Source organism: Acinetobacter sp. AS167 (genome assembly GCF_037152175.1).
GTDB lineage: Bacteria > Pseudomonadota > Gammaproteobacteria > Pseudomonadales > Moraxellaceae > Acinetobacter.
In genome coordinates this window covers 1-25,820 of sequence record NZ_JBBCMP010000022.1, presented here as the reverse complement: position 1 = coordinate 25,820, position 25,820 = coordinate 1, and the positions used below count along the sequence as shown (strand labels likewise).

At 38.9% G+C, this 25,820-nt stretch carries 20 protein-coding genes; 3 read left to right on the top strand and 17 right to left on the bottom strand.

Annotated features, from left to right (window positions below):
* Positions 1-124: 124 nt before the first annotated feature.
* A complete protein-coding gene (gene lolD / locus WFN33_RS19820; RefSeq protein WP_336954759.1) occupies positions 125-823 on the bottom strand; it encodes a lipoprotein-releasing ABC transporter ATP-binding protein LolD in 699 nt (232 codons plus the stop codon).
* Complete coding sequence (locus tag WFN33_RS19815; protein WP_336954758.1) at positions 816-2,051, bottom strand: lipoprotein-releasing ABC transporter permease subunit; 1,236 nt, start codon at positions 2,049-2,051, stop codon at positions 816-818. Before WFN33_RS19815 ends, lolD begins: the two co-directional genes overlap by 8 nt.
* Positions 2,052-2,074: 23 nt before the next feature.
* Here WFN33_RS19815 and WFN33_RS19810 point away from each other — a divergent pair, with 23 nt between their 5' ends.
* On the top strand, positions 2,075-2,650 hold the full coding sequence (locus tag WFN33_RS19810) for a PilZ domain-containing protein (protein ID WP_004721776.1): 576 nt from the start codon (positions 2,075-2,077) through the stop codon (positions 2,648-2,650).
* A gap of 10 nt (positions 2,651-2,660) precedes the next feature.
* A complete protein-coding gene (locus WFN33_RS19805; RefSeq protein WP_336954757.1) occupies positions 2,661-3,284 on the top strand; it encodes a LysE family translocator in 624 nt (207 codons plus the stop codon).
* 598 nt (positions 3,285-3,882) lie between these two features.
* On the opposite strand, the gene WFN33_RS19800 is transcribed toward WFN33_RS19805, so the two are convergent.
* Positions 3,883-4,719 carry an SDR family oxidoreductase gene (locus WFN33_RS19800; RefSeq protein WP_336954755.1) on the bottom strand — a complete coding sequence of 279 codons (837 nt, stop codon included), beginning with the start codon at positions 4,717-4,719 and terminating at the stop codon, positions 3,883-3,885.
* A gap of 87 nt (positions 4,720-4,806) precedes the next feature.
* Positions 4,807-6,327, bottom strand: a complete 1,521-nt coding sequence (locus tag WFN33_RS19795) for a flavin-containing monooxygenase (RefSeq protein ID WP_336954754.1) — start codon at positions 6,325-6,327, stop codon at positions 4,807-4,809.
* A gap of 110 nt (positions 6,328-6,437) precedes the next feature.
* Between WFN33_RS19795 and WFN33_RS19790 the strand changes: the two genes are divergently transcribed.
* Complete coding sequence (locus WFN33_RS19790) at positions 6,438-7,076, top strand: TetR/AcrR family transcriptional regulator (RefSeq protein WP_336954753.1); 639 nt, start codon at positions 6,438-6,440, stop codon at positions 7,074-7,076.
* Positions 7,077-7,583: 507 nt separating this feature from the next.
* Here WFN33_RS19790 and WFN33_RS19785 read toward each other — a convergent pair.
* The 13 genes from WFN33_RS19785 to WFN33_RS19725 form a co-directional block, all read right to left on the bottom strand.
* Positions 7,584-9,161, bottom strand: coding sequence for a sensor domain-containing diguanylate cyclase (locus WFN33_RS19785; protein WP_336954752.1), 1,578 nt, complete (start codon positions 9,159-9,161; stop codon positions 7,584-7,586).
* 675 nt (positions 9,162-9,836) lie between these two features.
* The gene (locus tag WFN33_RS19780; RefSeq protein WP_336954751.1) at positions 9,837-10,352 is read right to left on the bottom strand and encodes a hypothetical protein; all 516 of its coding nucleotides are present in this window, start codon (positions 10,350-10,352) and stop codon (positions 9,837-9,839) included.
* A 105-nt stretch (positions 10,353-10,457) separates the two neighbouring features.
* Positions 10,458-10,916 carry a lysozyme inhibitor LprI family protein gene (locus WFN33_RS19775; protein WP_336954750.1) on the bottom strand — a complete coding sequence of 153 codons (459 nt, stop codon included), beginning with the start codon at positions 10,914-10,916 and terminating at the stop codon, positions 10,458-10,460.
* 504 nt (positions 10,917-11,420) lie between these two features.
* Positions 11,421-12,692 (bottom strand): Glu/Leu/Phe/Val family dehydrogenase, encoded by a 1,272-nt coding sequence (locus WFN33_RS19770; protein WP_336954749.1) that lies wholly within the window; start codon positions 12,690-12,692, stop codon positions 11,421-11,423.
* Between the two features lie 36 nt (positions 12,693-12,728).
* Positions 12,729-13,649, bottom strand: coding sequence for a formimidoylglutamase (gene hutG / locus WFN33_RS19765; protein WP_336954748.1), 921 nt, complete (start codon positions 13,647-13,649; stop codon positions 12,729-12,731).
* 28 nt (positions 13,650-13,677) lie between these two features.
* Positions 13,678-14,889 carry an imidazolonepropionase gene (hutI, locus tag WFN33_RS19760; RefSeq protein WP_336954747.1) on the bottom strand — a complete coding sequence of 404 codons (1,212 nt, stop codon included), beginning with the start codon at positions 14,887-14,889 and terminating at the stop codon, positions 13,678-13,680.
* A gap of 52 nt (positions 14,890-14,941) precedes the next feature.
* Positions 14,942-16,354, bottom strand: a complete 1,413-nt coding sequence (locus tag WFN33_RS19755) for an amino acid permease (RefSeq protein WP_336954746.1) — start codon at positions 16,352-16,354, stop codon at positions 14,942-14,944.
* A gap of 64 nt (positions 16,355-16,418) precedes the next feature.
* The gene (gene hutH, locus WFN33_RS19750) at positions 16,419-17,957 is read right to left on the bottom strand and encodes a histidine ammonia-lyase (RefSeq protein ID WP_336954745.1); all 1,539 of its coding nucleotides are present in this window, start codon (positions 17,955-17,957) and stop codon (positions 16,419-16,421) included.
* An 82-nt stretch (positions 17,958-18,039) separates the two neighbouring features.
* On the bottom strand, positions 18,040-19,716 hold the full coding sequence (gene hutU / locus WFN33_RS19745) for a urocanate hydratase (protein ID WP_336954744.1): 1,677 nt from the start codon (positions 19,714-19,716) through the stop codon (positions 18,040-18,042).
* Between the two features lie 236 nt (positions 19,717-19,952).
* Positions 19,953-20,534, bottom strand: a complete 582-nt coding sequence (locus tag WFN33_RS19740) for a HutD/Ves family protein (protein WP_336954743.1) — start codon at positions 20,532-20,534, stop codon at positions 19,953-19,955.
* On the bottom strand, positions 20,531-21,283 hold the full coding sequence (gene hutC / locus WFN33_RS19735; protein WP_004721807.1) for a histidine utilization repressor: 753 nt from the start codon (positions 21,281-21,283) through the stop codon (positions 20,531-20,533). The genes WFN33_RS19740 and hutC overlap by 4 nt, the downstream gene beginning before the upstream one ends.
* A gap of 489 nt (positions 21,284-21,772) precedes the next feature.
* Positions 21,773-23,458, bottom strand: coding sequence for a ShlB/FhaC/HecB family hemolysin secretion/activation protein (locus WFN33_RS19730; RefSeq protein ID WP_336954742.1), 1,686 nt, complete (start codon positions 23,456-23,458; stop codon positions 21,773-21,775).
* 3 nt (positions 23,459-23,461) lie between these two features.
* Positions 23,462-25,820 (bottom strand): beta strand repeat-containing protein (locus WFN33_RS19725; protein ID WP_336954741.1); only part of this gene is annotated, 2,359 nt, incomplete at its 5' end.

The following is a 25,820-nucleotide window of genomic DNA, read 5'->3' as shown; positions in this document are numbered from 1 at the left end:
ATATGTACATAGTTTTTCTATTTATTGTTTTCAGTGTTTTATTGATTAAGCCCAATCAGTTATTGGGCTTAAGTTTAAAAAATATACCTCACTTTAGAATGATATCATCAAATGAGTGCTAAAATTAGCCATCAATCCAGACACCATCTTGCATATGTAGGATTTTATCTGCTGATTTTGCCAGTTGCTCATCGTGCGTCACAATCAACATTGCCATATTGAACTCCTCACGTAAATCACGCAGTAATTCAAAAATAGATTTTGCTGTTTTGCGATCTAGATTCCCTGTCGGTTCATCGGCTAACATTAACTTCGGTTGTGTCACCAAAGCACGTGCTAAAGCTACACGTTGACGTTCACCACCTGATAACTCACCAGGTTGATGCGTTAAACGATGCGATAATCCAACACGTTCAAGTAAATATTCAGCACGTTCTTTAACCTTTTTATACTCCGCATCTTTTCTTAACATCAACGGCATTGCGACATTTTCAAGTGCAGTAAATTCAGGCAATAAATGATGAAACTGATAGACAAAGCCTAAATGTTCATTACGTAAAAAACCACGTTCAGCTTCACCCAAGTTATCAAAACGTCTGCCATTTAAATTTACCAGACCTTGGGTAGGGCGATCTAGCCCTCCCAAAATATGTAATAGCGTACTTTTACCTGACCCACTTGAACCCACAATGGAGACAAACTCACCTTGCGCTACTTGTAAGGATAAGCCTGTAATCACGTCTACATGTGACTTACCATCAGTAAACGATTTATAGATATTTTGTGCCTCTAAAACCACTGGACTTTGTGTAGCACTATTCATAACGAAGCGCCTCCGCAGGCTGAATTTTAGCTGCTCGCAATGCTGGGTAAATGGTTGCAATAAAGCTGAGGCCCAAGGACAAGCTCACAATCACCACGACATCTTGCCATCTTAAATAAGAAGGTAAGTAGTTGATAAAATAAGCATCGAATAAATGTAATCCAAATGCAGTATTCAACCAGCCAATAAAGTTACTAATTCCTAAGGCAGAGATAATCCCCAAGATTGCACCAGCGACAGTTCCAACCACACCAATCACAGTACCTTGCACCATAAAAATGCGGGTAATTGTTGCAGGTGATGCGCCTAATGTTCTCAAAATTGCGATGTCTGATTTTTTATCCGTCACAACCATGACCAATGAAGAGACAATATTAAATGCAGCAACAAGTACGATTAGGAATAACAATAGACTGACCATTGCCTTTTCCATTTGGATTGCGCTGAATAAATTACCATGCGTATAGGTCCAATCTGAGGCATAGAATCCGTTTGGTAACTCACGAACAATTTCATTGGCAACCTGTGGCGCTTGGAAAATATCATCCAGTTTCATACGCACACCTTGCGCACCGTCAGGTAGACGTAATAGCGTAGATGCATCATTGAGTGCGATGTAACCTAAACTCGAATCAACTTCCGCACCTATACTAAAAATACCCACAATTTTAAAACGTTTAAAACGTGGCACAACCCCTGCTGGCGAAGGGGTTGCTTCAGGTAAAACCAAGGTGACATTGTCATTTAGACCAAGGCCTAACGCGTCAGTCATTTGTTTGCCTAGAACAATGCCATATTCACCTTTTTTTAGTTGATCTATGCTACCTTCCACCATATGATTTTGGATAATTGAAACCTTCTTTTCATATTGAGGTTCAATACCAGTCACCATGATGCCGGCGACCTGTCCTTGTGCAGTAAGCATACCTTGTAGTTGGGTAAATGGAGCAACACCAGTCACATGCTTATGTTGTTCAATTTTCTTTGCAAGTACAGGCCAGTCTGTTAGAATTTGTGTTGAAGAAACAGTGGCTTGAGGTATCATACCTAAAACACGGTTCTTTAACTCTCGGTCAAAACCATTCATAACAGATAAAACTGTAATCAGTACAGCAACCCCTAAGGTTAGACCGATCATGGAAACCAAAGCGATAAAAGAAATAAAGTGATTACTACGCCGTGCGCGAGTGTATCTCAACCCTATATACAGCGAGATTGGTTTAAACATACCATTCTAGTCCGAGGTGTTTTATGGAAGCGTTACAGCATCAAAATGAAGCAAATGAACGTCGTGTCATGTCACGAATCGATGCTGCGTTAAGGATCAACTATCAAATCATTTCTGAAGAAGTTGCGCTGAACGATCCATATGATGCTAATTTTGTATTACCGCGCTATTTTCTACTACTTGCAGAATTAGATCAATTTGATCATGCACTTCACTACGAATTAGAACAATTAAATGAAAAAGATCAACAAATTGCTCGAATCTTATCCTTATTCAACCAAAAGTTAAACCTTATTACTGGTTCTCTTTACGATTCTATTGTACAAACCATGTTACCAACGCCACAAAAAGTCAATTTTTCTGAAAGTGGCTTTAGTTTTACCAGCCAACAATACCTGAAACAAGGTAGCTTTATTCATGTCACCCTGAGCCATCCTGAAAATTTCTTCCATATTGCAGCAACGGCACAAATTGCGTACTCTGAACCTGCTGAAAACGAGCAATATCGTGTAGGTGCCTACTTCATTACCTTGCATCCTCAAGATAAAGTCAAACTCGCAGAATGTATCCAACAAAACATCACCCTACAGAATAATTGATATTGAACATATGGATTCTACTTTATTTGCTTTTGCCTTGATTGCCCTAGGTATGGCTCTCACCCCTGGTCCAAATATGATTTATCTGGTCTCAAGGTCCTTGTGTCAGGGCAAAACTGCGGGGATGGTTTCATTGGGAGGCACAGCACTCGGTTTTGTATTTTATATGCTATGTGCTGCTTTTGGAATTACTGCTTTATTAATGACGATTCCAGTTGCATACGATATTTTAAAAATTGCTGGCGCGTTCTACCTGATTTATCTTGGCTGGAAAACCATTCAATCACCTCACTCGCCTTTTGAGATTACCAGCAACCAATCTTATTCAAATTCAAAACTATTTTTGATGGGCTTTTTGACTAATCTACTGAATCCTAAAATTGCGATGATGTACTTAGCTTTGCTGCCACAATTTATCAAACCACATCAAGGCGATGTTTTAGTGCAAACGCTTAGTTTGGGTATTGTCCAAATTGTGATTAGTCTGTTCATCAACATGTTGTTTATTTTTTCTGCCAGTTCTTTTACCCAACTTTTAAATCGTCATGCGCTTTGGTTAAAAATGCAAAAATGGTTTATGGGTACAGTATTTTTTGGCTTAGCAACACAAATCATGCTGAGCTCCAAAAAATAATACAAATCAATCTAATAGAAACTTAAACGTTCCTAGTAAGATATGGTAGTACCAGCTTTACAGTAATACGTATTCAGGTATAGTCAACCCATCTAATTATTCATACAAATAACCTCTATCAAGTCATTGATCATAAATGAAGCTTATAGTTACGTATAAACTTTTTGAAACTGTTGGCTATTCATTCGTTTTTGTACTTTTGAATCCTAGATAGTGATCCTAACATGGATGTCGCCGTTGGGCGGGGGTACAGCACGTACCCCTCGCACATGAGTAAAAACAAAGCACAGCTTTGTTTGCAGCGCAAAGTTTGACATCCCCTACGAAAAGTGATGCATCGCCTACGCAAAGGTATTTAAACTTTCAATGTAAGCTGTGGCATTGCAATTTTTTTATAAACAAAAAATTTTCTTCCATATAGTTAATTTAATTAATAATATTGATTAAATCAATTCTACTCTTGTGTCTGAGTTTTTTGACAGATTGAATATAGATGCAATGATATCCATCTTAGCCACACCCATAAAAAATGGCTCAAAGTGGAGTATTTACTTTGAGCCAAATGAACTGATTTAAAAAGTTTCTTTTTAATAAGCAATTATTCTGCCAACTTATGAATTCGCTTGGCATAACTTGAATGGGCAGAATGATCAAGTTTAGTCAAGATACCATTATCCCCCAAGATACGACGTGCACCTGTTTGCGCCCATTGCGGCAATAAGGCATAAGCACTATGTACTGTTTGTAAGTAATCAGGTACTGCAATAAATAATCGAGGCTTAATCAAAGCACTCAAAACTGCATTGGCAACATCTTGTGATGTCACAACTGGAATCGTTTTTGCAGCATTTTCAGTTCCAGCGGTGAGCTCTGTCAGCACTTTACTGGGTAAAATTGCAGTGAACTGAATAGCTGAATCACGAAACTCACCTGCAACTGCTTCAGTGAGACCAATCACAGCAAATTTAGTTCCAGAATAAACCGCTGAACCTGGCAAAGCAAAACGGCCTGCAAGTGAAGCGATATTCACAATATGCCCTTGTTTATATTTGAGCAATTCGGGAAGTGCCAATTGCATGCCAATGATGACACCACGAAAGTTAATATCAATTTGTGCATCTGCTAAAGCGGGATCTTCATCCAGAAAAGCCCCCATCGGCATAATCCCAGCATTATTCACTAAACCATAAAAACTGCCATAATGTTGAATGGTTTTTTGAATAAATTGGGCAAATGATTTACGATCACGCACATCCACTTTAAAAGCTTTTGCACCAATACGCTGTGCTTCTTTTTCAGCAAGTGCTAAATCAAGATCACCAATACTGACTTTTGCACCTTGTGCAATTAAGGCTTCCGCGGTTGCTAAACCAATGCCACGTGCGGCACCAGTAATCGCAATCACTTTGCCTTTTAATTTTTGTTTTTTAAACATTGCTTTATCCTTTATTTAAAATCTTGGTACATTTCACATCTATCCTCTTTTATAGGCTTGAATAGGATGAATATTAAAATCCCTTTTTCATACAATATCTTCTTGCTTTAACACTGGGCTTGGTTCAGGTTGATGATTAATCAAATACTCAGCTAAATTAAAATGTTTCATCTTTGCTCGGAGTTTATAGGTTGACCACGGCCAAACTGTACTGTTGCGCCCATTGCGATCAATAAAATAGCTTTGACATCCCCCCTTGTTCCATACCGTAGTTTGCAAAGCTGCTTGGACTTTTTCATTAAAGACTTTTGTAATTTTTGGATTTGGTTCAATAGTCTTGATGCCCAATTGAATTGCCTGTTTCAAAGCATCAATAATATAATCAAGCTGAGCTTCAATGATAATAAATGCTGAGGAACTCACAGCGACATTTGGACCAAACATCAGAAAGCCGTTTGGACAATTTTCTATCATTGTTCCCATATAGCCCTCAGGGCTCCCCTGCCAAACATCTGACATCCGCTGTCCAAAACGGTTATAGACACGATTGGCGATTGGCGGTTCTGCAATTTCAAACCCCGTACCAAGAATAATTATGTCTGCTTCACAACGTTCACCATTACTTGCAATTAAAGTATTACCATTTATTTCAGATAAACCGCTGGCAATCACCTCTACATTATTTTTTGCTAAAGCAGGATACCAATTGTTAGATTGCAAAATACGTTTACAACCCATAATAAAATTTGGGGTTAATTTTTCTCGTAGTTGTGGATTTTTAATATGGTAATTTAAATGCCATTTGGCTAATTTTTGGAATTGATTCATTGCCGCAGGACTTTGAATTCCACCATTTATCGTTTCAAAAATTCCATACACTGAACCTCGCATCAGCTGTTGAGTCAGCGGTAACAGCTTAAACATGGTACGAACGGGCGCAAGTAATGGCATGTCTGACTTGGGCAAAATCCATTGTGCAGTACGTTGAAAGATCGTCAGTTGTTTAACTTGTGGTTGAATCTGCGGTACAAACTGGATGGCCGAAGCACCTGTTCCAATCACCGCAACTCGTTGAGCGGTTAAGTCTAAATCATGCCGCCATTGTGAAGAATGAAAAATTTCCCCTTTAAAGGTTTCAATACCTTTAACATCAGGCAATACAGGTTCATGCATAGGACCACAAGCAAGAATTGCAAATTCAGAGCGCAACTCACCCTTTTCGGTTTGGATATTCCAGCACTTTTCTACATCTGACCACTGTGCTTTTAAAGCTTCACGATTCAAATGCACATGTGGCATGACCTTGTACTTATCTACCACATCAAATAAATATTGTTTAATTTCTTTTTGCTGTGCAAATACCCGTGACCATGCATGGTTTTGTTCAAATGAGTATGAATAAAGTGCGGATGGTACATCACAAGCGCAGCCTGGATAAGTATTTTCACGCCAGACCCCGCCCATTTCTGCAGCCTTTTCCAGCAATATGAAATCTTCAATCCCTGCTTGTTTTAATCTGATCGCAGCACCAAGACCAGCAAAACCGCCACCCACGATAATCACTTTGTAAAAGTTTTCATCCTTTGTATTTTTTTTCATTTTTTCCATGTTGAAAATCGCTTAGAATATAAACACTAGGAACACAATGTCAAAAACGGAATGACTTGTCAATTTCCATTGTTTAACAATTTTGAATATTTATTTGGTATTCTTTGCCTATGAATGAACCAACAACTTTACGTCGTGCAGAACGTCAACGTATCCAATTACAAGCCGATATTTTAGAAGCTGCGTTTTTAGAATTTTCTGAGCGTGGGTACCATCAAACAGCCATTTCAGATATTGCCAAACGCTTAGGCATTGGTCATGGTACTTTCTATCGCCATTTTGAAAATAAACGCAATATTTTGCAGCATGTTATTTCGGATACTATGCAAAAAATCATGGCATTGCTTACTGGTGAAAATGCCCCTCAGGCGGTGAATAATATTGAAGAATACCGTGAACAGTGTCAGCGAATTTCTGAACGTTTGCGTCTTTTTGCACAAGAGAATCCTCTAACTCTAAAATTATTATTACTTGAAGCAACTTCGATAGATGCTGAAATGACCAGATTTATTCAAAACTTGATGCAAATGGCGGGTATTTTTACTGCTAACTATTTAAAGCATGGGGTAGATTCTGGTTTTTTTCGTGAGAATTTAGATTGTGAAAATACTGGACATAATATCATTGGGATGATTACCAATGGGGCTCTACGTTTTTTAGCCAATCCTGAAGATATCAAGGGTTTAAAAAAATATGGCGATTCAATTATTGAATTAATCGTAGCTGGAGTTGCTAAAGCATCAACCTGATTTATGCCAATCAACATAATAAACTGAGTATAAATTAACATGAGTACAATATAAAATTCTTGAAAAAATAGGGTATTCGGAAATGTCATCCACAACTGTCTGAGGCTATTTCTACGACTCATTACATGGCTTGCTGACGGTCGAGAGTTTTGCGGTGAGCCTAGCTACACAAGAAGATTATTCTTTAGAAGCTTAGCTCCTCATTACGAAAAAAAGTAAGTCAAGCAATATTCTGAAATTGAATATAATTTCAGCAACACTCCACCAACATCATTGTTTTTCAATAAGTTAAAAATATATTTAGGTTAAGCATACCTTAAATTAAACTGTCTTTCTTTTTTCTCATACAAGCCTACGGATTATTGTTATCTTGTAGAGATCTGAAAAGTCACCCTTAGACGCAGATCTAGTCCCAACACACTGTTACATTTCATCCTAAGATTGAAATAGTACGTAAATTAACTCAAAAAATGCATTTATCTTGAAGATAAATTGTCGTTTTTAAAACTATTTTTTATAACGAATACAATTACGTCCATCCTTCTTTGCCAAATATAAATATTCATCAGCTGCTTTAAACACCTTATGGATGTCTGTAGAAATTTCAGGCCAATGCGCTATCCCTATCGACACAGTAATCGCGGGTATTTCTCCGATTGGCGTTACTTCTAATGCCTGTCGAACCCTCTCTGCAATATTAATACTTAAATTTTGACTATCGATAGGACTCAGAATCACAAACTCTTCTCCTCCAATCCGACAACAAACATCAATACTCCTGACACAATCCTTAATATTTTGTGCAGTTTTTGTCAGGACTAAATCTCCTTTTTCATGCCCATATTGGTCATTAATTTTTTTAAAATAATCGATATCAACGGCGATAATTGCAAACGCTGCTTCATTTTTCATTAAGCGTTCAATATGTAATTCCATTCCTCTGCGATTATAAAGTCCTGTTAACGGATCTGTATTTACATAGTGATTGAGTGTAGATATTTTTTTCTTAAAATTTGAAGAGCTCTGTAACAGTGAGCGTTTAAAATTTCTTACCTCATAATATAAAGCATCCACATTTTTAATTTGAGTTGCAGTCTCTGGGTTATTGAGATGACTCGCCATTGTTGCTAAGCGATTTAATGGTGCTGAGATATAATAGGATATTTTCCAGATGATCAGAAAGATTAAAATATAAAAAACAAGCATATAAGCAATAATTTTATAAATCAGATAAGGAACTTTTTCTAAAAGCTTATGAGTCGGTTGTTGGGAAACGATGATCCAATTGGTATGACTTACTCTTGCAAAGCCTGCTAAATTATCGACCCCTTTGCTATTGACGAGCCTTATTTTTCCGATCATATGACTTGTCATATAATTGAGACCCGTATTATCTGTTGCAAGAGAGCCTATTCGACTTGCATCAGGATGAAAAATGATTTTTCTATTACTATCTAATACATACATATAACTATCTTTATAGTTAAAGCTTAGGGTTAGTAACTCATTAATAATATTTTTTTCTTTTAAATAAATTGCACCACCAATAAAGCCCAGATAATTTTTGTTTTTATCAAAAATAGGCTGAGAAATAAAAACAATTAAATTATTTTTAATTGAATAATATGGGCTTGTGATTACGGTCTTTTGAGTTTTAAGGGATTGTTTAAATCCCAGTGTGGAATTCACTACATTTTTATTAATGGCAATTTTTGAAGGTGAGAAATTGAGCACATGCCCATATTTATCTGAAATGATTACACTATCAAAGTAATTAGATTGAAATTTAAGTCGATCAACTTCTGATTGTTTAAATTGCTCATCACTAAATGAATTACCCAGTAAAGACGCACTATAATTTAACTGTTTTAGCACAGTCTGAATTTGAGAATCAGTTTTTTGGGCTATTTTTGTGGCATATTCCATATTGAACGAAAGCGAAGTATCTAATAGTTCTTTTTTTTGGATAGAATAATTCACAAAAAGCGAAGCAATAAATAAAATAGCGATGCTGAATATTGCTAAAAATAGAATAAGTTTTCTCAGATTTAACTTTAGACAAAATATGAGTTTTTTCAGTTTCATGAGGTCATGTGCAAACAGCATTTGATTGAATTTTATTCTTTTTCTCTAAGTATTACTACAATATTTTTATGATTGTTTAATTTATTTTCATGATTTTTAAATGATTTCCCATAATATACTTTATACCAAATTCATAGAGAATATCTAGCTTTGGTGAATGGAGTTTAGCCACTTCAAAGGTGCCTATCAATGATGAAAACGAAAGCAAATGAATAATATATTAATTAATAAAAATAAAGGAAATTAGCTAAAAATAACAGGAAAAATACTGCAATTACTTTATTTTGCATAGATATATGCTTTGAGATAGATACTACTCATATGATAAGACCAATAAAAATTGATCGGAGTTAGGCTTCATTTTTAGCATGTTACTGTAATTTTAATTTCGATTTGGTTGAATAATTAAAATGGCTAGAATCCTCTAAGCACTGTGAATTACTCACTGAACCTTCCTTATTTTAACTTACTTGGTATAGCGATAGCGAAGGGGTAAAATTAAAATAGGAAAGTGAAATTGGCAAAAAATATTTTGCTAAATTGAAGCTTGAGAGTTTGGATAAAATATTTTGATCTAGGTGATTTTCTGTAAGTGTGTCTTCTTATTAACGCTATCTGACAGATATCCACTTATGGGCAATCTGTCAGATTAAATCTGTAGTTTGGTTTTGATGATCACAAACCATCTTTGCTCTGCTTACATCCAATCACTAAAATACTCGTTATAATATCAACTGGACCTGTCAATGCCGTGATATTACACAGATACTGAGCACGCTCTTGTACCGCATTTTGATAATATCCAGTCGGGCGATATTGATTTTCATAAATAGCACCAACAACACCTTGCCCACCAGTTTGTCCAACAACACGCTGCCCTGCATATTCAGTTCCTGTTTGCACAAACTGTTGTACAACATGTTGGGAAACAACCGAATTTTCCCACATTGCAGAGCCACCATTATTACTTGCAGGAACGCGATAAGTGGGTGATCCAAAGATACCAATCGCTTTATTTACATGTTGCCCAACCAATTTATCAGCTGCTTGTTGCACAGGATTAGGTGTTGAAACACAGGCTGCTAGTGACAAACCTAGTGTTAATACAGCTAAAACGCTCAAAGCCCTAAATTTACGTCCATCCATTTGGTGTTGTGGATTATTGGTTGTCAATTGCTGTTTGCTGATCATAAGAAGGTTTCCTTTTCCTTACGCTGGTTATTTATCTTCACTAAAATGAACAAATACTTTTTTATAAAACATTTCGATGAGTTAAACATCGTGAGAAATCGTAAATTATGGATCAAGATAATATTCGGCCCGCACATTGCCTTGTTCCAACTCATTAGCGCGTTCAACCACCCGTTCAAGCGACTGTCGGTCACAATCTAGTGCTGTCATATTTTTACCTGAAGATTTAGCTGCATTTTCATCATCAAATGCGGCTTGATCACATTGATCATCTTTAAAATTTTGAAAAGATCGCCACTCTACTTGAGCATCGGTCAATCTACTTTGTTCATATGCTGAGAGTTTAGATGTCAGGTTTTTTACTGCCAAGTTTAATCTTTCATTCTGACGTAAATGCTCTGCACTAATGCATAATTGCTTGTTTGCTGTGGTTTTTGCTGTATTTATACAGCTTTGGTAGGTTTTTAAGTATTGTAATGTCGGTGCAGCTGCTAACAAAGTCGTAAAGCCACATACACTACCAATGCTCAAAACATAGATGCATTTTGAGTATATTTTATTCATATTATTAACTACTTTCTAAAAAGGTTTATAGCAGAAGTGTCTATAATTTATTCACACACTAAATATACTTTATAATTTAATTCATGTGAAATTAAAACCATAAAAAGGCAAATACTACACAAAATTTAAGACATTTTATTCAGGGTATATTTAGGTTTATTCTTACAATTCAGTCTAATAATTTTTATCGCATTGCATACTAAGTAAAAACAAAGCACTACTTTGCTTGTAGTATCAGGTGTCGCGTAAGATCAATGTATTGATACTCTTTAACTAACTGCTCAAATCTATATACAAAATAAAGCAGTAAAAAATCTACAGTAAGATAAATTAAGGTTTATGTAATGTTATTTGTAGATAATACTAAGATTCTGGTAAGGCATTTATAATTCAATAGATTCTATAAATTCGCTGTTTAAATAGTCTGTCAAAATGCGCTTTAAACAGATAAAATAAAAATGACCTTAGCAGAGATCTGCTAAGGTCACGCTTACAACAAAAAAATTAGCCTGGGAAAATACCGCGTTCCATACGAGCTTTTAAGATACGCTCACAACCTAAAATAAAGGCAGCCGTTCTTAAACTACATACTTTGTCATTTGAAGTCTGCCATACATCATTAATCGCTTGAACCATCAATTTATCGAGTCTTTGGTTAATTTCTTCTTCCGACCAGAAGTAGCTTGACATATCTTGAACCCATTCAAAATAACTTACAGTTACACCGCCTGCATTACAAATCACATCAGGTACAACGGTAATACCACGTTGGATTAAGATATCATCTGCTTCTGGGTAAGTTGGACCGTTTGCCCCTTCGAGTACCAATTTCGCTGTTAATTTCTGCGCACGTTCAACCGTGATTTGACCTTCCAATGCAGCCGGAATCAAAATATCCATTTCGACATCCCAGAAATCTTCATCACTAATCGCTTGAGCGCCAGCAAATCCCCCCACGCCCTGATTGCTCTCTAAATAAGTCTTTAAAGCAGCTAAATCAATACCTTGAGGATTATAAATCGTCCCTGTATGGTCTTGAATTGTTACAATAATAGATTTCGAATCTGCAAATAGATATGCAGCTTCACTACCAACATTACCAAAACCTTGAACAGCAACTCTTGCGCCATCTAAAGAAAGTTTAATTTTTGCTGCAACTTGTTGGCCTGTAATAAATACTCCACGCCCAGTTGCTTTAATTCGACCTAAAGAGCCGCCCAAATGAATCGGCTTACCCGTCACAACACCTGTTACTGTATGGCCTTGACCCGATGAATATGTATCCATAATCCAACCCATAACATTGGGATTGGTACCAACATCAGGTGCTGGAATATCTTTTTGAGGGCCAATAATATGGCTAATTTCACTGGTATAACGACGTGTTAAACGTTCTAATTCACGTGGGGAAAGTTGACGAGGATCGACACGAACACCACCTTTTGCACCACCAAAAGGTAGATTTAAAACCGCAGTTTTAATAGTCATCCAAGCAGAGAGAGCCATCACTTCATTGAGATCTACATCTGGATGGTAGCGAATACCGCCCTTACCAGGACCACGGGATAAGTTATGTTGAACACGATAGCCTTCAAAATGACGGATCGTACCATCATCCATAACAATCGGTACATCGACAATCAAAGCACGTTTTGGTCGCTTTAAGGTGTCGATATAATCTTTGAGATGTTCTAAATGCGGTGTAACACGCTCGATTTGTTCAAGGTAGGTAGACCATGGACCGTTATTTTGAGAGATATAAGATAAATTAGACATACTTTGCTTATCCTTTTGATGAAGTCACTTGAATCATCAATCAAATATGTAGTTAAAAATGATATAAGCGGCTAATTTGGCAGTTCTGTTGTCCAAATCAAACCGTGGATTACATTCAGCCACATCAAAAACTTTGATCTTGCCAGTTTTTTTAATGGCTTCTAATAATGGGTCAAAAGTAGATAAATCGATTCCTTTCACCGCAGGTGCGCTGACACCCGGCGCAATGCTAGCGTTAAATACATCAAGGTCAACCGTAATATACAAATAGTCTACTTTTTTAATAAAATTATTTATTCTTAAGATTAAATTTTCAACATTTTGCAGTTTTAATTCATAATCGTAAATATAATTACAGTTTAAACGTGCTGCTGTGTCAAACAAAATTTTAGTATTTGAATGCTTAGCAACACCAATACACATGTAATTAAATTCTTGATCAAACTGCTCTGATAGTTTAGCAGCATTTAAAAAAGGTGTGCCTGAAGTGACATATTCAGCTTCGCGCAAATCAAAATGTGCATCGAAGTTAATAATCCCTATTTTCTTATTTAGATGATTATTTTGAATGTATTGAAATAAGCCTGAAAAACTCCCAAAGGCAACTTCATGTCCACCACCTAACACAATGGGCTTCATGTTGGAATTTAAACTACGTTCAACTTGATGCGCTAATTCCGCCTGCGCTATTTCAAGTTCAGCATGATCACAAATCACCGTACCTAAATCGATAATAGTCACAGGTTGATGCACTGGTAAATTTGCCAATTGAGCACGAATCATATCTGGTGCATCTGCTGCACCTAAGCGTCCATGATTGCGTTTAACTCCTTCATCTGAACTAAAGCCAATGAAAGCAAAAGATGCCTGAGGACTGGTATTGATCACTTGATGGAGTCGAAGATATGCATCACCCTCCCCATCTTGTCGTCCTTGCCACATAAATGAATGATTCATTATTAATATCACTCTATCAAAATTAATCTCATGCTGAGATCAAGATTTCATTTCCATGTTGGATGATTCGTTTTGACAAATCACCGCCAAGCCAATACACAATTTCAGAAGGATGTTCTATATCCCAAGCAATAAAGTCCGCCACTTTACCTTGTTCTAATGTGCCATGAGTGTCTTGTAAACCCAGTGCATAAGCAGCATGCGTTGTGACACCTGCGAGTGCTTGCTCTGGTGTTAAACGAAATAATGTACTGCCCATATTCAGCATTAAACGTAATGATAAAGTTGGCGATGTTCCTGGATTTAAATCACTGGATAATGCAATACGGACACCATGTTGATGCAAACTATCTAAAGGTGGATATTTGGTTTCTCTTAAAAAATAGAATGCTCCTGGCAATAACACAGCAACTGTGCCTGAAGTTGCCATGGCTTTGGCATCAGCTTCGGTCATGTATTCCAAATGATCTGCGGACAATGCATGGTAACGCGCAGCAAGCGTTGAACCACCAAGAGATGAGAGTTGTTCTGCATGTAGTTTAACGGGTAAGTTTAATGCTTGAGCTGCTTTAAAAACACGCTCAACTTGCGCAGGAGAAAATGCCAAATGCTCACAGAAAGCATCGACAGCATCGACTAAACCTTCTTGATGAAGTTTGGGTAACATCTCTGCACAGATATGTTCAATATAAGCATCACTTTGATCTTGATACTCTGGTGGCAAAGCATGTGCAGCCAAACACGTACTTTTTACGGTCATCGGTAAAGTGTGAGCGATTTTACGAATCACACGAAGCATTTTGCGTTCATTGATATAGTCCAGACCATAGCCTGACTTAATTTCAATGGTGGTTACTCCATCTTTAAGCATACAACGAATACGTTTCAGTGCTGAAGCAAGGAGTTGTTCTTCACTTGCTTCTCGGGTTGCCCGTACAGTGCTTGCAATACCACCACCACTCGCTGCAATTTCTGCATAGCTGGCACCTTGTAAGCGTTTTTCAAACTCAACACTACGATTTCCGCCAAATACACTATGCGTATGACAATCAATTAAACCGGGAGTCACCCATGCGCCATTGAGGTCAATGGTTTCAGCATAGTCATCTACAGGAACATCTTTTTCTGCGCCAATCCAGTGGATATGTTGCGCTAAAGTAACGATTGCAGCATATTCAACACTGGAGTATCGCCCATCTTGCATAGTTGCAATATGACAGTTTGTCCAAAGTTTTTTCATTGACATTTCCTCTTACTGCCCATGCTTTAATCATGCTTGGGCAGCTTCAGTATCAGCTTTCCATTTCGATGTTTTGTTGGAGATCTTGTTTTTCTTTTACTGAGTTTTGCTTGGGCTTTACCCAAATCGTATAGGCAATCCAGAGTAAAACTAACCAGGTTATACCAACATAAAGCGCAGGTCGTGAGTCTGGAAAATATCCCATCATGGCTAAAATAAACAGCATAAATACAATGGCAAATGCAGGCGCATAAGGCCAACCTATTACAGGGAAATCTAATGCTTTAATTTCTAACTTAGATAGTTTACGACGCATGCCCACTTGAGAAAGTAAAATCATCAACCACACCCAAACTGTTGCAAATGTTGCAATTGATGCGATGATAATAAATACATTTTCAGGAATCAGATAGTTAAGCACTACCCCAATAAGTAACACCCCCGCCATCACCACTACAGTCATCCATGGAACACCATTACGTGAGAGTTTCTGGAACACTTGAGGTGCTTGTTTATGCTTAGACATACCATAGAGCATACGCCCTGCACCAAATACATCACTATTGATCGCGGAAATTGCAGCTGTAATGACCACAATATTTAAAACAGTTGCTGCAGATTTGATGCCTAAATTTTCAAAAATTTGTACAAATGGACTGCCTTGGCTACCAATTTGATTCCATGGGAAAATCGACATCAATACAAAAATCGTCAGAATATAAAAAAGTAAGATACGCACAGGAACCGCATTAATCGCACGAGGAATCGACGTTTTCGGATCTTGTGACTCACCCGCTGTAATCCCAATGATTTCGATGCCACCGAATGCAAATACCACAACAGATAAACAGGCAACTAAACCCATAATCCCATTTGGCATAAAACCTTCATGAATCCATAGGTTTTGAATACCTGGTACAAAACCAGTGTGATCGGCATTGAAGCCATAGAACATCAGACCAAAACCACCCAAAATCATGGCAACAATAGCACTGACCTTGACGATGGATAACCAGAACTCCACCTCACCAAAGACTTTAACGTGGATCAGGTTAATTGCCCCTAAGAACATAATCAGCGATAAAATCCAGATCCATCGTGGCACATCGGGGTACCAAAACCCCATATAGATACCGAAAGCAGTCACGTCAGCCAAGGCGACAATGATCATTTCAAAAACGTAGGTCCAACCTGTGGTAAAACCAGCTAAAGGACCAATATAATTTGAGGCATATTCACTAAAAGAACCTGATACAGGGTTATGAACAGCCATTTCCCCTAATGCTCGCATCACAATATAAATTGCAATCCCTGCAACCATATAAGCAATTAAAACAGACGGACCAGCCATTTTAATTGCCGTTGCTGATCCATAGAAAAGCCCCGTGCCAATCGCTGAACCCAATGCCAAAAAGCGGATATGACGGGTGTTTAACCCCCGCTGTAATGTGGAGTGTTGTGACATTATAATCTCCAATCCTTGAGGAAATTTAGTTAGATTCGGTCACTCCATGTGACCGTTTTATTGATCACACTTCGGACAAGCTCGGTAGTAGCTTTGCAATGAGCAATTCGTTCAGACAACCACTTGCGAGCAATTCACTTGCTTGTTCGATATCTGGCGCGAAGAAACGATCTTCACTGTAATACGCCACTTGATCACGCAGAATTTTTCGGGCACGCTCAAGTTTAGGAGAGCTTTTCAATCCTTCACGGAAATCAAGTCCTTGACATGCACCTAACCACTCAACTGCAAGAATGCCGCGAACGTTATCAGCCATATACCACAAGCGTTTTCCTGCATTAGGCGCCATGGAAACATGGTCTTCCTGATTTGCAGAGGTCGGTAAACTATCAACACTGGCAGGATGTGCAAGTGCTTTATTGTCACTCGCTAACGCAGCGGCTGTTACTTGAGCAATCATAAAGCCCGAATTCACCCCACCATTTGCAACCAAAAATGGAGGAAGCTGTGACATATGGCGATCCATCATCATCGAAACACGACGTTCAGACAGTGAACCAATCTCTGCAATCGCTAAGGCTAAATTATCAGCAGCCATTGCCACAGGTTCAGCATGGAAGTTACCCGCTGAGATTACGTCACCTTCTGCCGCAAACACCAATGGGTTATCTGAAACTGCATTCGACTCAATCGCTAATACTTCTGCTGCTTGGCGAATTTGCGTTAAACAAGCCCCCATCACTTGAGGTTGACAACGCAGTGAATACGGGTCTTGAACCTTGCTACAATCTTCATGTGAATGTGCAATTTCACTTGATTCAGTCAATAAGTCACGATATGCAGCGGCAACATCAATTTGACCACGCTGACCACGAACTTCATGGACACGTGCATCAAACGGCGCACGTGAACCGAGCATAGCTTCAACGCTTAACCCACCACAAACGGTCGCAGCAGCAAATAAATCTTCAGCTTCAAATAGACCACGTAATGCGTATGCTGTTGAAACCTGTGTACCATTTAAAAGTGCCAAACCTTCTTTGGCTGCTAAAGTAATGGGTTCTAAACCTGCGATTTTAAGTGCTTCAACTGCTGGGAACCATTCCCCTTTATAGCGTGCTTTACTTTCACCGAGTAAAACCAGAGACATATGTGCAAGGGGTGCCAAGTCACCTGAAGCGCCGACTGAACCTTTTAATGGAATATGTGGATAAACTTCTGCATTGATCAAGGCAAGGATTGCATCAATCACTTTAGGACGGATACCAGAAAAACCACGTGCCAAACTATTGGCCTTTAACAACATAATTAAGCGAACCATCGCATCATCTAAAGGGACTCCCACACCAGCAGCATGAGAAAGTACCAATGAACGTTGTAACTGTTCTAAGTCTTCAGGAGCAATTTTACTTGAAGCGAGTAAGCCAAAACCAGTATTGATACCGTAAGCTGTGCGTCCTTCATTCACAATCTTTTCGACACATGCAACACTGGCATTGATGCCAGCATAAGCACTGTCATCCAGTTTAACTTTGATTGGATTTAAATACGCTTGGCGAAGATCTGCGAGAGTGAGCTTGCCTGGTTGAATTAAGAGTTCCATTTTGACGTCCTGTTTTACGCTATATTGTTCTCTTACGATGCTACTTACACAATTGCAAAAAGCATCGTAATGTCCATGTCTTTTATTTGGTGATCATCGGCAAGTTCAAACCTTGCGCTTTGGCACATTCGACGGCAATATCATAACCAGCATCTGCATGACGCATCACGCCTGTTGCTGGGTCATTGGTCAATACCCGAGCAATACGTGCTGCTGCTTCATCGGTACCATCACAAACAATCACGACACCTGAGTGTTGAGAGAAGCCCATCCCGACACCACCGCCGTGATGTAATGAAACCCAAGTCGCGCCACCTGCTGTATTAAGTAAAGCATTCAATAATGGCCAATCAGATACAGCATCGGAACCATCTTGCATTGCTTCAGTTTCACGATTTGGACTGGAAACCGAACCTGAGTCTAAATGATCGCGACCTATGACGATTGGTGCTGAAAGCTCACCACTACGTACCATTTCATTAAATGCCAGACCTAATTTTGCACGCAAGCCTAAACCAACCCAGCAAATACGTGCTGGTAAGCCTTGGAAGCTAATCCGTTCTCTTGCCATGTCTAACCAACGATGTAAATGTTCATCATCTGGAATCAATTCTTTAACTTTTGCATCTGTTTTATAGATATCTTCAGGGTCACCTGAAAGTGCAACCCAACGGAATGGTCCAATACCACGACAGAATAATGGACGGATATAAGCAGGTACAAAACCAGGGAAATCAAATGCGTTTTCTACGCCTTCTTCCTGCGCCATTTGACGGATATTATTGCCATAGTCAAAGGTTGGAACACCCATTTTTTGGAAATCCAACATCGCTTGTACATGCTTCGCCATAGATTGTTTTGCAGCTTTTACCACTGCTTCTGGCTCAGTTTTGGCACGTTGACGATATTCTTCCCATGTCCAACCAATGGGTAAATAGCCATTGAGTGGATCATGTGCACTGGTTTGATCCGTCACCATGTTCGGATGAACGCCACGGCGAACTAATTCAGGTAAAATTTCAGCTGCATTGCCATGTAGCGCAATCGAAATCACCTTGCCTTCTTTGGTATAACGGTCGATACGCGCCAAAGCATCATCTAAATCTGTTGCTTGTTCATCGACATAACGTGTACGTAAACGGAAATCAATACTGGCTTGCTGGCATTCGATATTAAGCGAGCATGCGCCTGCCAATGTTGCAGCTAAAGGCTGAGCCCCTCCCATTCCACCTAAACCTGCAGTCAACACCCAACGACCTTTTAAGTCCCCGTTGTAGTGCTGGCGACCAGCTTCAACAAAAGTTTCATAGGTGCCTTGTACAATGCCTTGGCTGCCGATATAGATCCAAGAACCTGCAGTCATTTGACCATACATTGCCAAGCCTTTGGCATCTAGCTCGTTGAAATGTTGCCAATTTGCCCAATGTGGAACTAAGTTTGAATTGGCAATAAGAACACGTGGTGCATCTTTATGTGTTTTGAATACGCCGACGGGTTTACCTGATTGAACCAATAAAGTTTCGTCATTTTCTAAAGTTTTAAGTGTTTCAATAATCTTGTCATAACATTCCCAATTACGTGCAGCACGACCAATACCACCGTAAACAACAAGCTCTTTTGGATTCTCTGCGACATCAGGATCAAGATTATTCATCAACATACGCAGTGGAGCTTCAGTCAACCAACTTTTTGCATTGAGCTTAGTACCACGAGGTGCGCGAATTTCTACATCACGAAATTTTGTTGTCGTTGTTGTCACAATAGGACTCCTTCCTTTGAGTTTAAACCAGCAAATTAAACTGCATTCACTGTATAGCAATGTACTAACTTGTATATACATCTATATACTACACAAATCTTTAATATTGAAAAGATGCTTTTTAAATTATTTTTAAAAAAATTTATAAACATATAAAATAAATAGATTTATTTTTCATAAAAACAAAAAACGCAGACAACTTAAGGTTGTATGCGTTTAAGTAGAATCAATAAAATTTAGATTTTTGTGAGTTGTATTAGACAAGTTTGCTTTAAAAATTGCTGATTTAAAATGATTGTCTTTAATGATTTTTCATCTTCGAGTTTAAGACTGTCCTGATGTTCCAGATGAAAAATCTGTTGACCAATTTCGATAACTAACACCTCAACACTCTGATTAAAAACAAACATCACGTCAGATAATATGGGTATTTCTAAGCCTTCTGGAGAGAAAATCCACTGATACTGTGCATCAAACTTTTTTGGATTAAAAATCAAATTAAAATCGCGAATGTACCCTGCCAGCAATTCACAACTGACCACGCTGTCTCCACGAAACTCGACGGACTGCAATGTTTTTAAATACTTAAAATCATCATCTATACGCAGTGAAAGACCTTGACCTTCCAATACCGTCAAAAAGCGATTCATCCCATTAAACTTGGAAAAATCACTCGATGTTTTCACATCGGCCATCGAAATCCGCCAATCAAACTCAACTAAGCTTTCACCGACACTACGGGCGATTTCAAGCGTATAGCCTTTCCCATTTTTCCATCGCATTTTTTTGTAATGGCTGGCTTTTAAAAGCTCAATCATTGGGTAAATTTACCTTCCAAATAATAGCGACTGCCAGGATAAATCAGTCTTGCACTGGAGATCAGTTGTTTATTGGACCATGTTCTACGGCGGATCAATAAACAAGGCTCTGTTTTATTGATTTTTAGCCATTTACATTCTTGTGCTGAAGCAAGAATCGCAGTAACCACATGCTCACCTTCAGTAACAGGTGCTTTTGACATTAAATAGGCATTAGGCGTGATAGTTTTAAAATCTTGTGCCAAATAATCTGGAATCAGTACGGGATCAACTAAACGATCTTCGATCTGCACAGGCACATCATTTTCATAATGCACAATGATCGAGTGAAATAGTCGTTGTCCTTCTCGAATTTGCATTAATCGACTTTGTTCTTCATTGGCTTGAATTTGTTCAAGTACCAATACTTCAGCATGATGTTTATGATTTCTCGCAATAATTTCTTCTGCAATATTATTCACATGAAATAATGCTGTACGACCTTGCCCTTCAGCGACAAAAGAGCCAACACCTTGTATACGCACCAATAAACCTTCACTGGTCAGTTCGCGCAATGCCCGATTGACCGTCATACGACTACAACCCAGTAAATTCACCAACTCACTTTCTGAAGGAATTTTTTTATTTACAGTCCATGTTCCTTCATAAATTTTTTGTGAAATCATTTGCTTCACGCGCAAATACAAAGGAACAGGACTATCTTCTTCTAGAGATAAGTCTAGATCATTGTGCTTTGACGCTCTTGACATTGGCTAAAACTCATACAAAATATTCTAACTCATTGTATCTTGAGTCGATGTTATTTGTATATACAAGCCTATACAAATAATCATGATAAAAATATCCATTACTCATCAATGGCATTCCAACTTATATCCATTTAATCATTTTGCTTTTACATCATTTAATCATAGATGGTGTAGCGGTCACCCAACGAATATTAATCGGCTTTGTTTGCAGCGCAAGGTTTGACTTCGTCTACGCAAAAGAATTTAAACTTTAAATGTAAAGTGTGGCTGTGTAAGTTTTATTCTCATCAGCTAGGTTTTTAAATCCCTTTTGCTAAGTTTTTACTCAGATTGTTTGAATCCTCCCCCTTGCGAAGTGAATACTTCTCACCTTTTTTGAAGGAGGGAGTTTTTCGTTACTCAAATAAATTGAGTTTAACCATACAGCGTGTTGCTATCGCGTGGCGACATAAATAAGAAGACAAAAGCCTCCTTATTTATTCAATCAAATTAGAAAGTCTTTCTTAAACTCAACCAGTACTGGTGATTATCACGGTCTTGCAACTGCTCTGGCGTATTTCCAATTGGAAAGGCAACTTCTGCATTGGCTTGAATATTCCACGCACTCGTCCAGTTCAAACCTAAACCTGCACTACTGATTTGAACTTGATTATCGCCTGTCACACCTGCCCAACGCTTAGCATTTAACGTGACTTCTGCTGTATCGATAAATACTTTCGCTGTTAGCTGATGCTTTGCATCGGCAAATAAACTTTGTCTCAGTTCTGCCGTGGCCAAATAACCTGTAGAGCCTGCAAATTGACTCGATTCATAACCACGAACATTAAATGGACCACCACCTAGATATTGCTCTGCACTGTCTAGATTATAAGGACTGTATTGTCCATAAACTCCCAAATAGCCTTGCGTGCCCTTATTGCTTAGGTTTTGTAAGCGTGACAGATTCAATGTAGCTGTATAGTAGTCTCCAGCTGTCTTCGCTGTTTGCGCATCTAAAGCAGCGGCATCATCGTTTTTAAATTTCACACGACCATAACTGGTTGAGGCACCATATTGGGTTAAGCCTCCACCCAAGAATTGATCGAACTGCGAGCCATCCAGTCGGGCAGTCACCACGTCAATATTTCGATGTTTGTAATATTGATTGAGCTGAATATCATCTTTCAGTTGTTTATGATCATATTGTAAGCTGAGAAGGACTTCTGCATTATTGGTCAGTAAGGCAGGTTGGCTAATGAATACGCTACTTTGTGCAGCACTCCCTTCTGCGCCAATGTTTTTTAGCTCTTTTCCAAGTTCATAATCTAGATAAGAATAACTTGCGCCTGCCCGAGTACCCATTCCTGTAAAGGTAAATGCATAACCCACGCGCCCGTAGTTCATGCGTTTGCCTGCAGTCATTACATCTAAACTCAGTTCATCGCCTAAGCCTGCAAGGTTGTTGGCAGAAATTCCAGCGGTTCCACGCACTTGACTGGTATAACGATTACCAAAGTTATCTGCGCCAATATAACCATTCAACATGCCTGCATTTTGTACTTCAACATTGAGTTGGCTACTTCCGACTGTTGCACCAGGGGTCAAAACATTTCGGGTATTGACCCCATTTAAACGATTGAGCAGTTTGAGTTGTTGTTGCATCTGGTCACTGTTGATCCGCTCACCTTGTTTAAGTGGTGCAACGGTTTGTTCAATTAGCCAGTTTTGCGTTCGACTTTGATTATCAATCTGGGTTTGATCATAATACGCTTCGAGTACATTGATACGTACTACACCCTGACTTAGATTCTGCTGAGGCAGATAAGCCCGACTATAGGCATAGCCCTGTTGCTGGTAGTAAGTGGTAATCTTTTGGGCTACTTGCCAAAGTTGCTGAAGACTCAATTGTTTACCTTCGGCATCCGCCACTAAGTGATGCAATTGCGCTGTGCTAAAACGACTATTTCCAGTGATTTCAATTTTGCGTACAGGAATTTGGATATCAGGCGAGTTAGGTACGTTATTGCTTGCTGAACTTTCTATCTGAACAGCAGCCTGTGGTTCAAGGCTTTGTCCTTGTTGCTGTTGTTGTAGCAGTTGACCCGCATTAGGTGCTGGCGCTGCATGGTTACTGCTGGTCAAAAGCATCAGACAAGCAGCCACAGATGTTGCCAAAATATTGTGTTGTTGTTTCATCAATTAGTGCTCCCCTGCCAAAATTTGAATACCTGCAGTGTTAACTCCACCTTGGCGTACATCTAAATCAACTGTATTTAAGACGTTATTGGTTTCAGGCAAATAACGCGGTCGTTTGAATTGTATGGCTTGTAAATACGCTGCAGGGGTTAACAGATAAATATCAGCTGTGGTCACAGCGGTGGTATCCACAAGTTTGTAGTTTTGAGCATCTAAGCCACCTAGACTTAAAGCTGTAATCGATACATTTTTTGCTTGCCCTGTGGTTGCACTGTCAAATTGTCCTATTGCTGTTGCAACGTTTAAATTATCCCCAGCGTAGATCCCGTTGAATTGTGCGTTGCTGAGATTAAGTTCAGCGGCAGTTAATCCATTATAAGTACGATTGTTAGCCGTAATTCCAGCAATGTTTTGAATATTGGCTTGGCGAATATCTGCCGTAGTTTGTGCAGTGTTATTCACCAACTCGTAGTTGTGTGCATCTGCACCACTTAAACTAACACCCTGAATCGAGACTTGTTTTGCTATACCCACATTTTTATCATCGAATTGTCCAGTTGCTGTTGCAACTTTCAATTCATCGCCTGCAACCATACCAGTGAATTGTGCTGATCCAGTATTTAATGTTGCGTTGGTGGTTGCATCATAAATACGATTATTGGCGCTAATGCCTGTCACTTGGTTAATTTTAGCTTTCGCAATATCCAATGCACCATTAACAAAAGTTAGCTCATAGTTTTTGTCTGCACCCGTTGCAGTATTGGCGTATTTGCCAGCATCTTTGCCGGTAACCGTTGCGCTTACACCAGATAATACAGATTCTGTCTCTCCATTGACTAAACCAAAAGCACTAAAACCAGCAGCAGTTTGATCTTTACCGTTATAGGTGGTTGATACACTATTGGCGGTCACAGTGGCTTTAGCTTTAGCAATATCTAATGAGCCATCAATAAAACTAAGATCATAGTTCTTGTCGAGACCTGTTGAAGTATTGGTGTATTTGCCAGCATCTTTAGCAGTCACCGTTGCTGAAACACCTGATAAGACCGATTCAGTTTCACCATTGACCAAACCTGTTGCACTAAAACCAATAGCCGTTTGGTCTTTACCGTTATAGACTGTATTTAAGCTATTGGCGGTCACAGTAGCTTTGGCTTTGGCGATATCTAAGGAACCATCAACAAAACTTAACTCGTAGTTCTTGTCTAGACCCGTTGCACTATTGGTGTATTGGCCAGCATCTTTGCCGGTAACCGTTGCAGTTACACCTGACAATACCGATTCTGTTTCACCATTGACCAAACCTGTCACACTAAAACCAGCAGCTGTTTGATCTTTACCGCTATAAACCGTATTTAAACTATTGGCGGTGACAGTGGCTTTAGCTTTGGTGATATCCAAAGAGCCATCAACAAAGCTTAGTTCATAGTTTTTGTCTAGACCCGTTGCACTATTGGTATATTGACCTGCATCTTTAGCAGTCACAGTAGCTGAAACACCTGAGAGTACTGATTCAGTTTCACCATTGACCAAGCCTGTTGCAGTAAAGCCAGTAGCTGTTTGATCTTTACCATTATAAGTAGTTGATACACTATTGGCGGTCACAGTGGCTTTAGCCTTAGCAATATCTAATGAGCCATCAATAAAACTAAGATCATAGTTCTTATCTAGACCTGTGGCTGTATTGGCATAACTACCTGCATCTTTACCTGTGACAGTTGCTGAAACACCTGATAATACCGATTCAGTTTCACCGTTGACCAAACCTGTTGCACTAAAGCCAGCAGCTGTTTGATCTTTGCCGTTATAAACCGTATTTAAACTATTGGCGGTGACAGTAGCTTTGGCTTTGGTGATATCCAATGAACCATCAACAAAACTTAACTCGTAGTTCTTGTCTAGACCCGTTGCGCTATTGGTGTATTGACCTGCATCTTTAGCAGTCACCGTTGCTGAAACACCTGAGAGTACTGATTCAGTTTCACCATTGACCAAGCCTGTTGCAGTAAAGCCAACAGCTGTTTGATCTTTACCGTTATAAACCGTATTTAAACTATTGGCGGTGACAGTGGCTTTAGCTTTGGCAATGTCTAATGAGCCATCAACAAAACTTAACTCGTAGTTTTTATCTAGACCCGTTGCGCTATTGGTGTATTGACCTGCATCTTTGGCAGTCACTGTTGCTGAAACACCTGATAAGACTGATTCAGTTTCACCATTGACCAAACCTGTCGCACTAAAGCCAACAGCTGTTTGATCTTTACCATTATAGGTAGTCGATACGCTATTGGCAGTTACTGTAGCTTTCGCTTTGGCAATATCTAATGAGCCATCAACAAAGCTTAGCTCGTAGTTCTTGTCT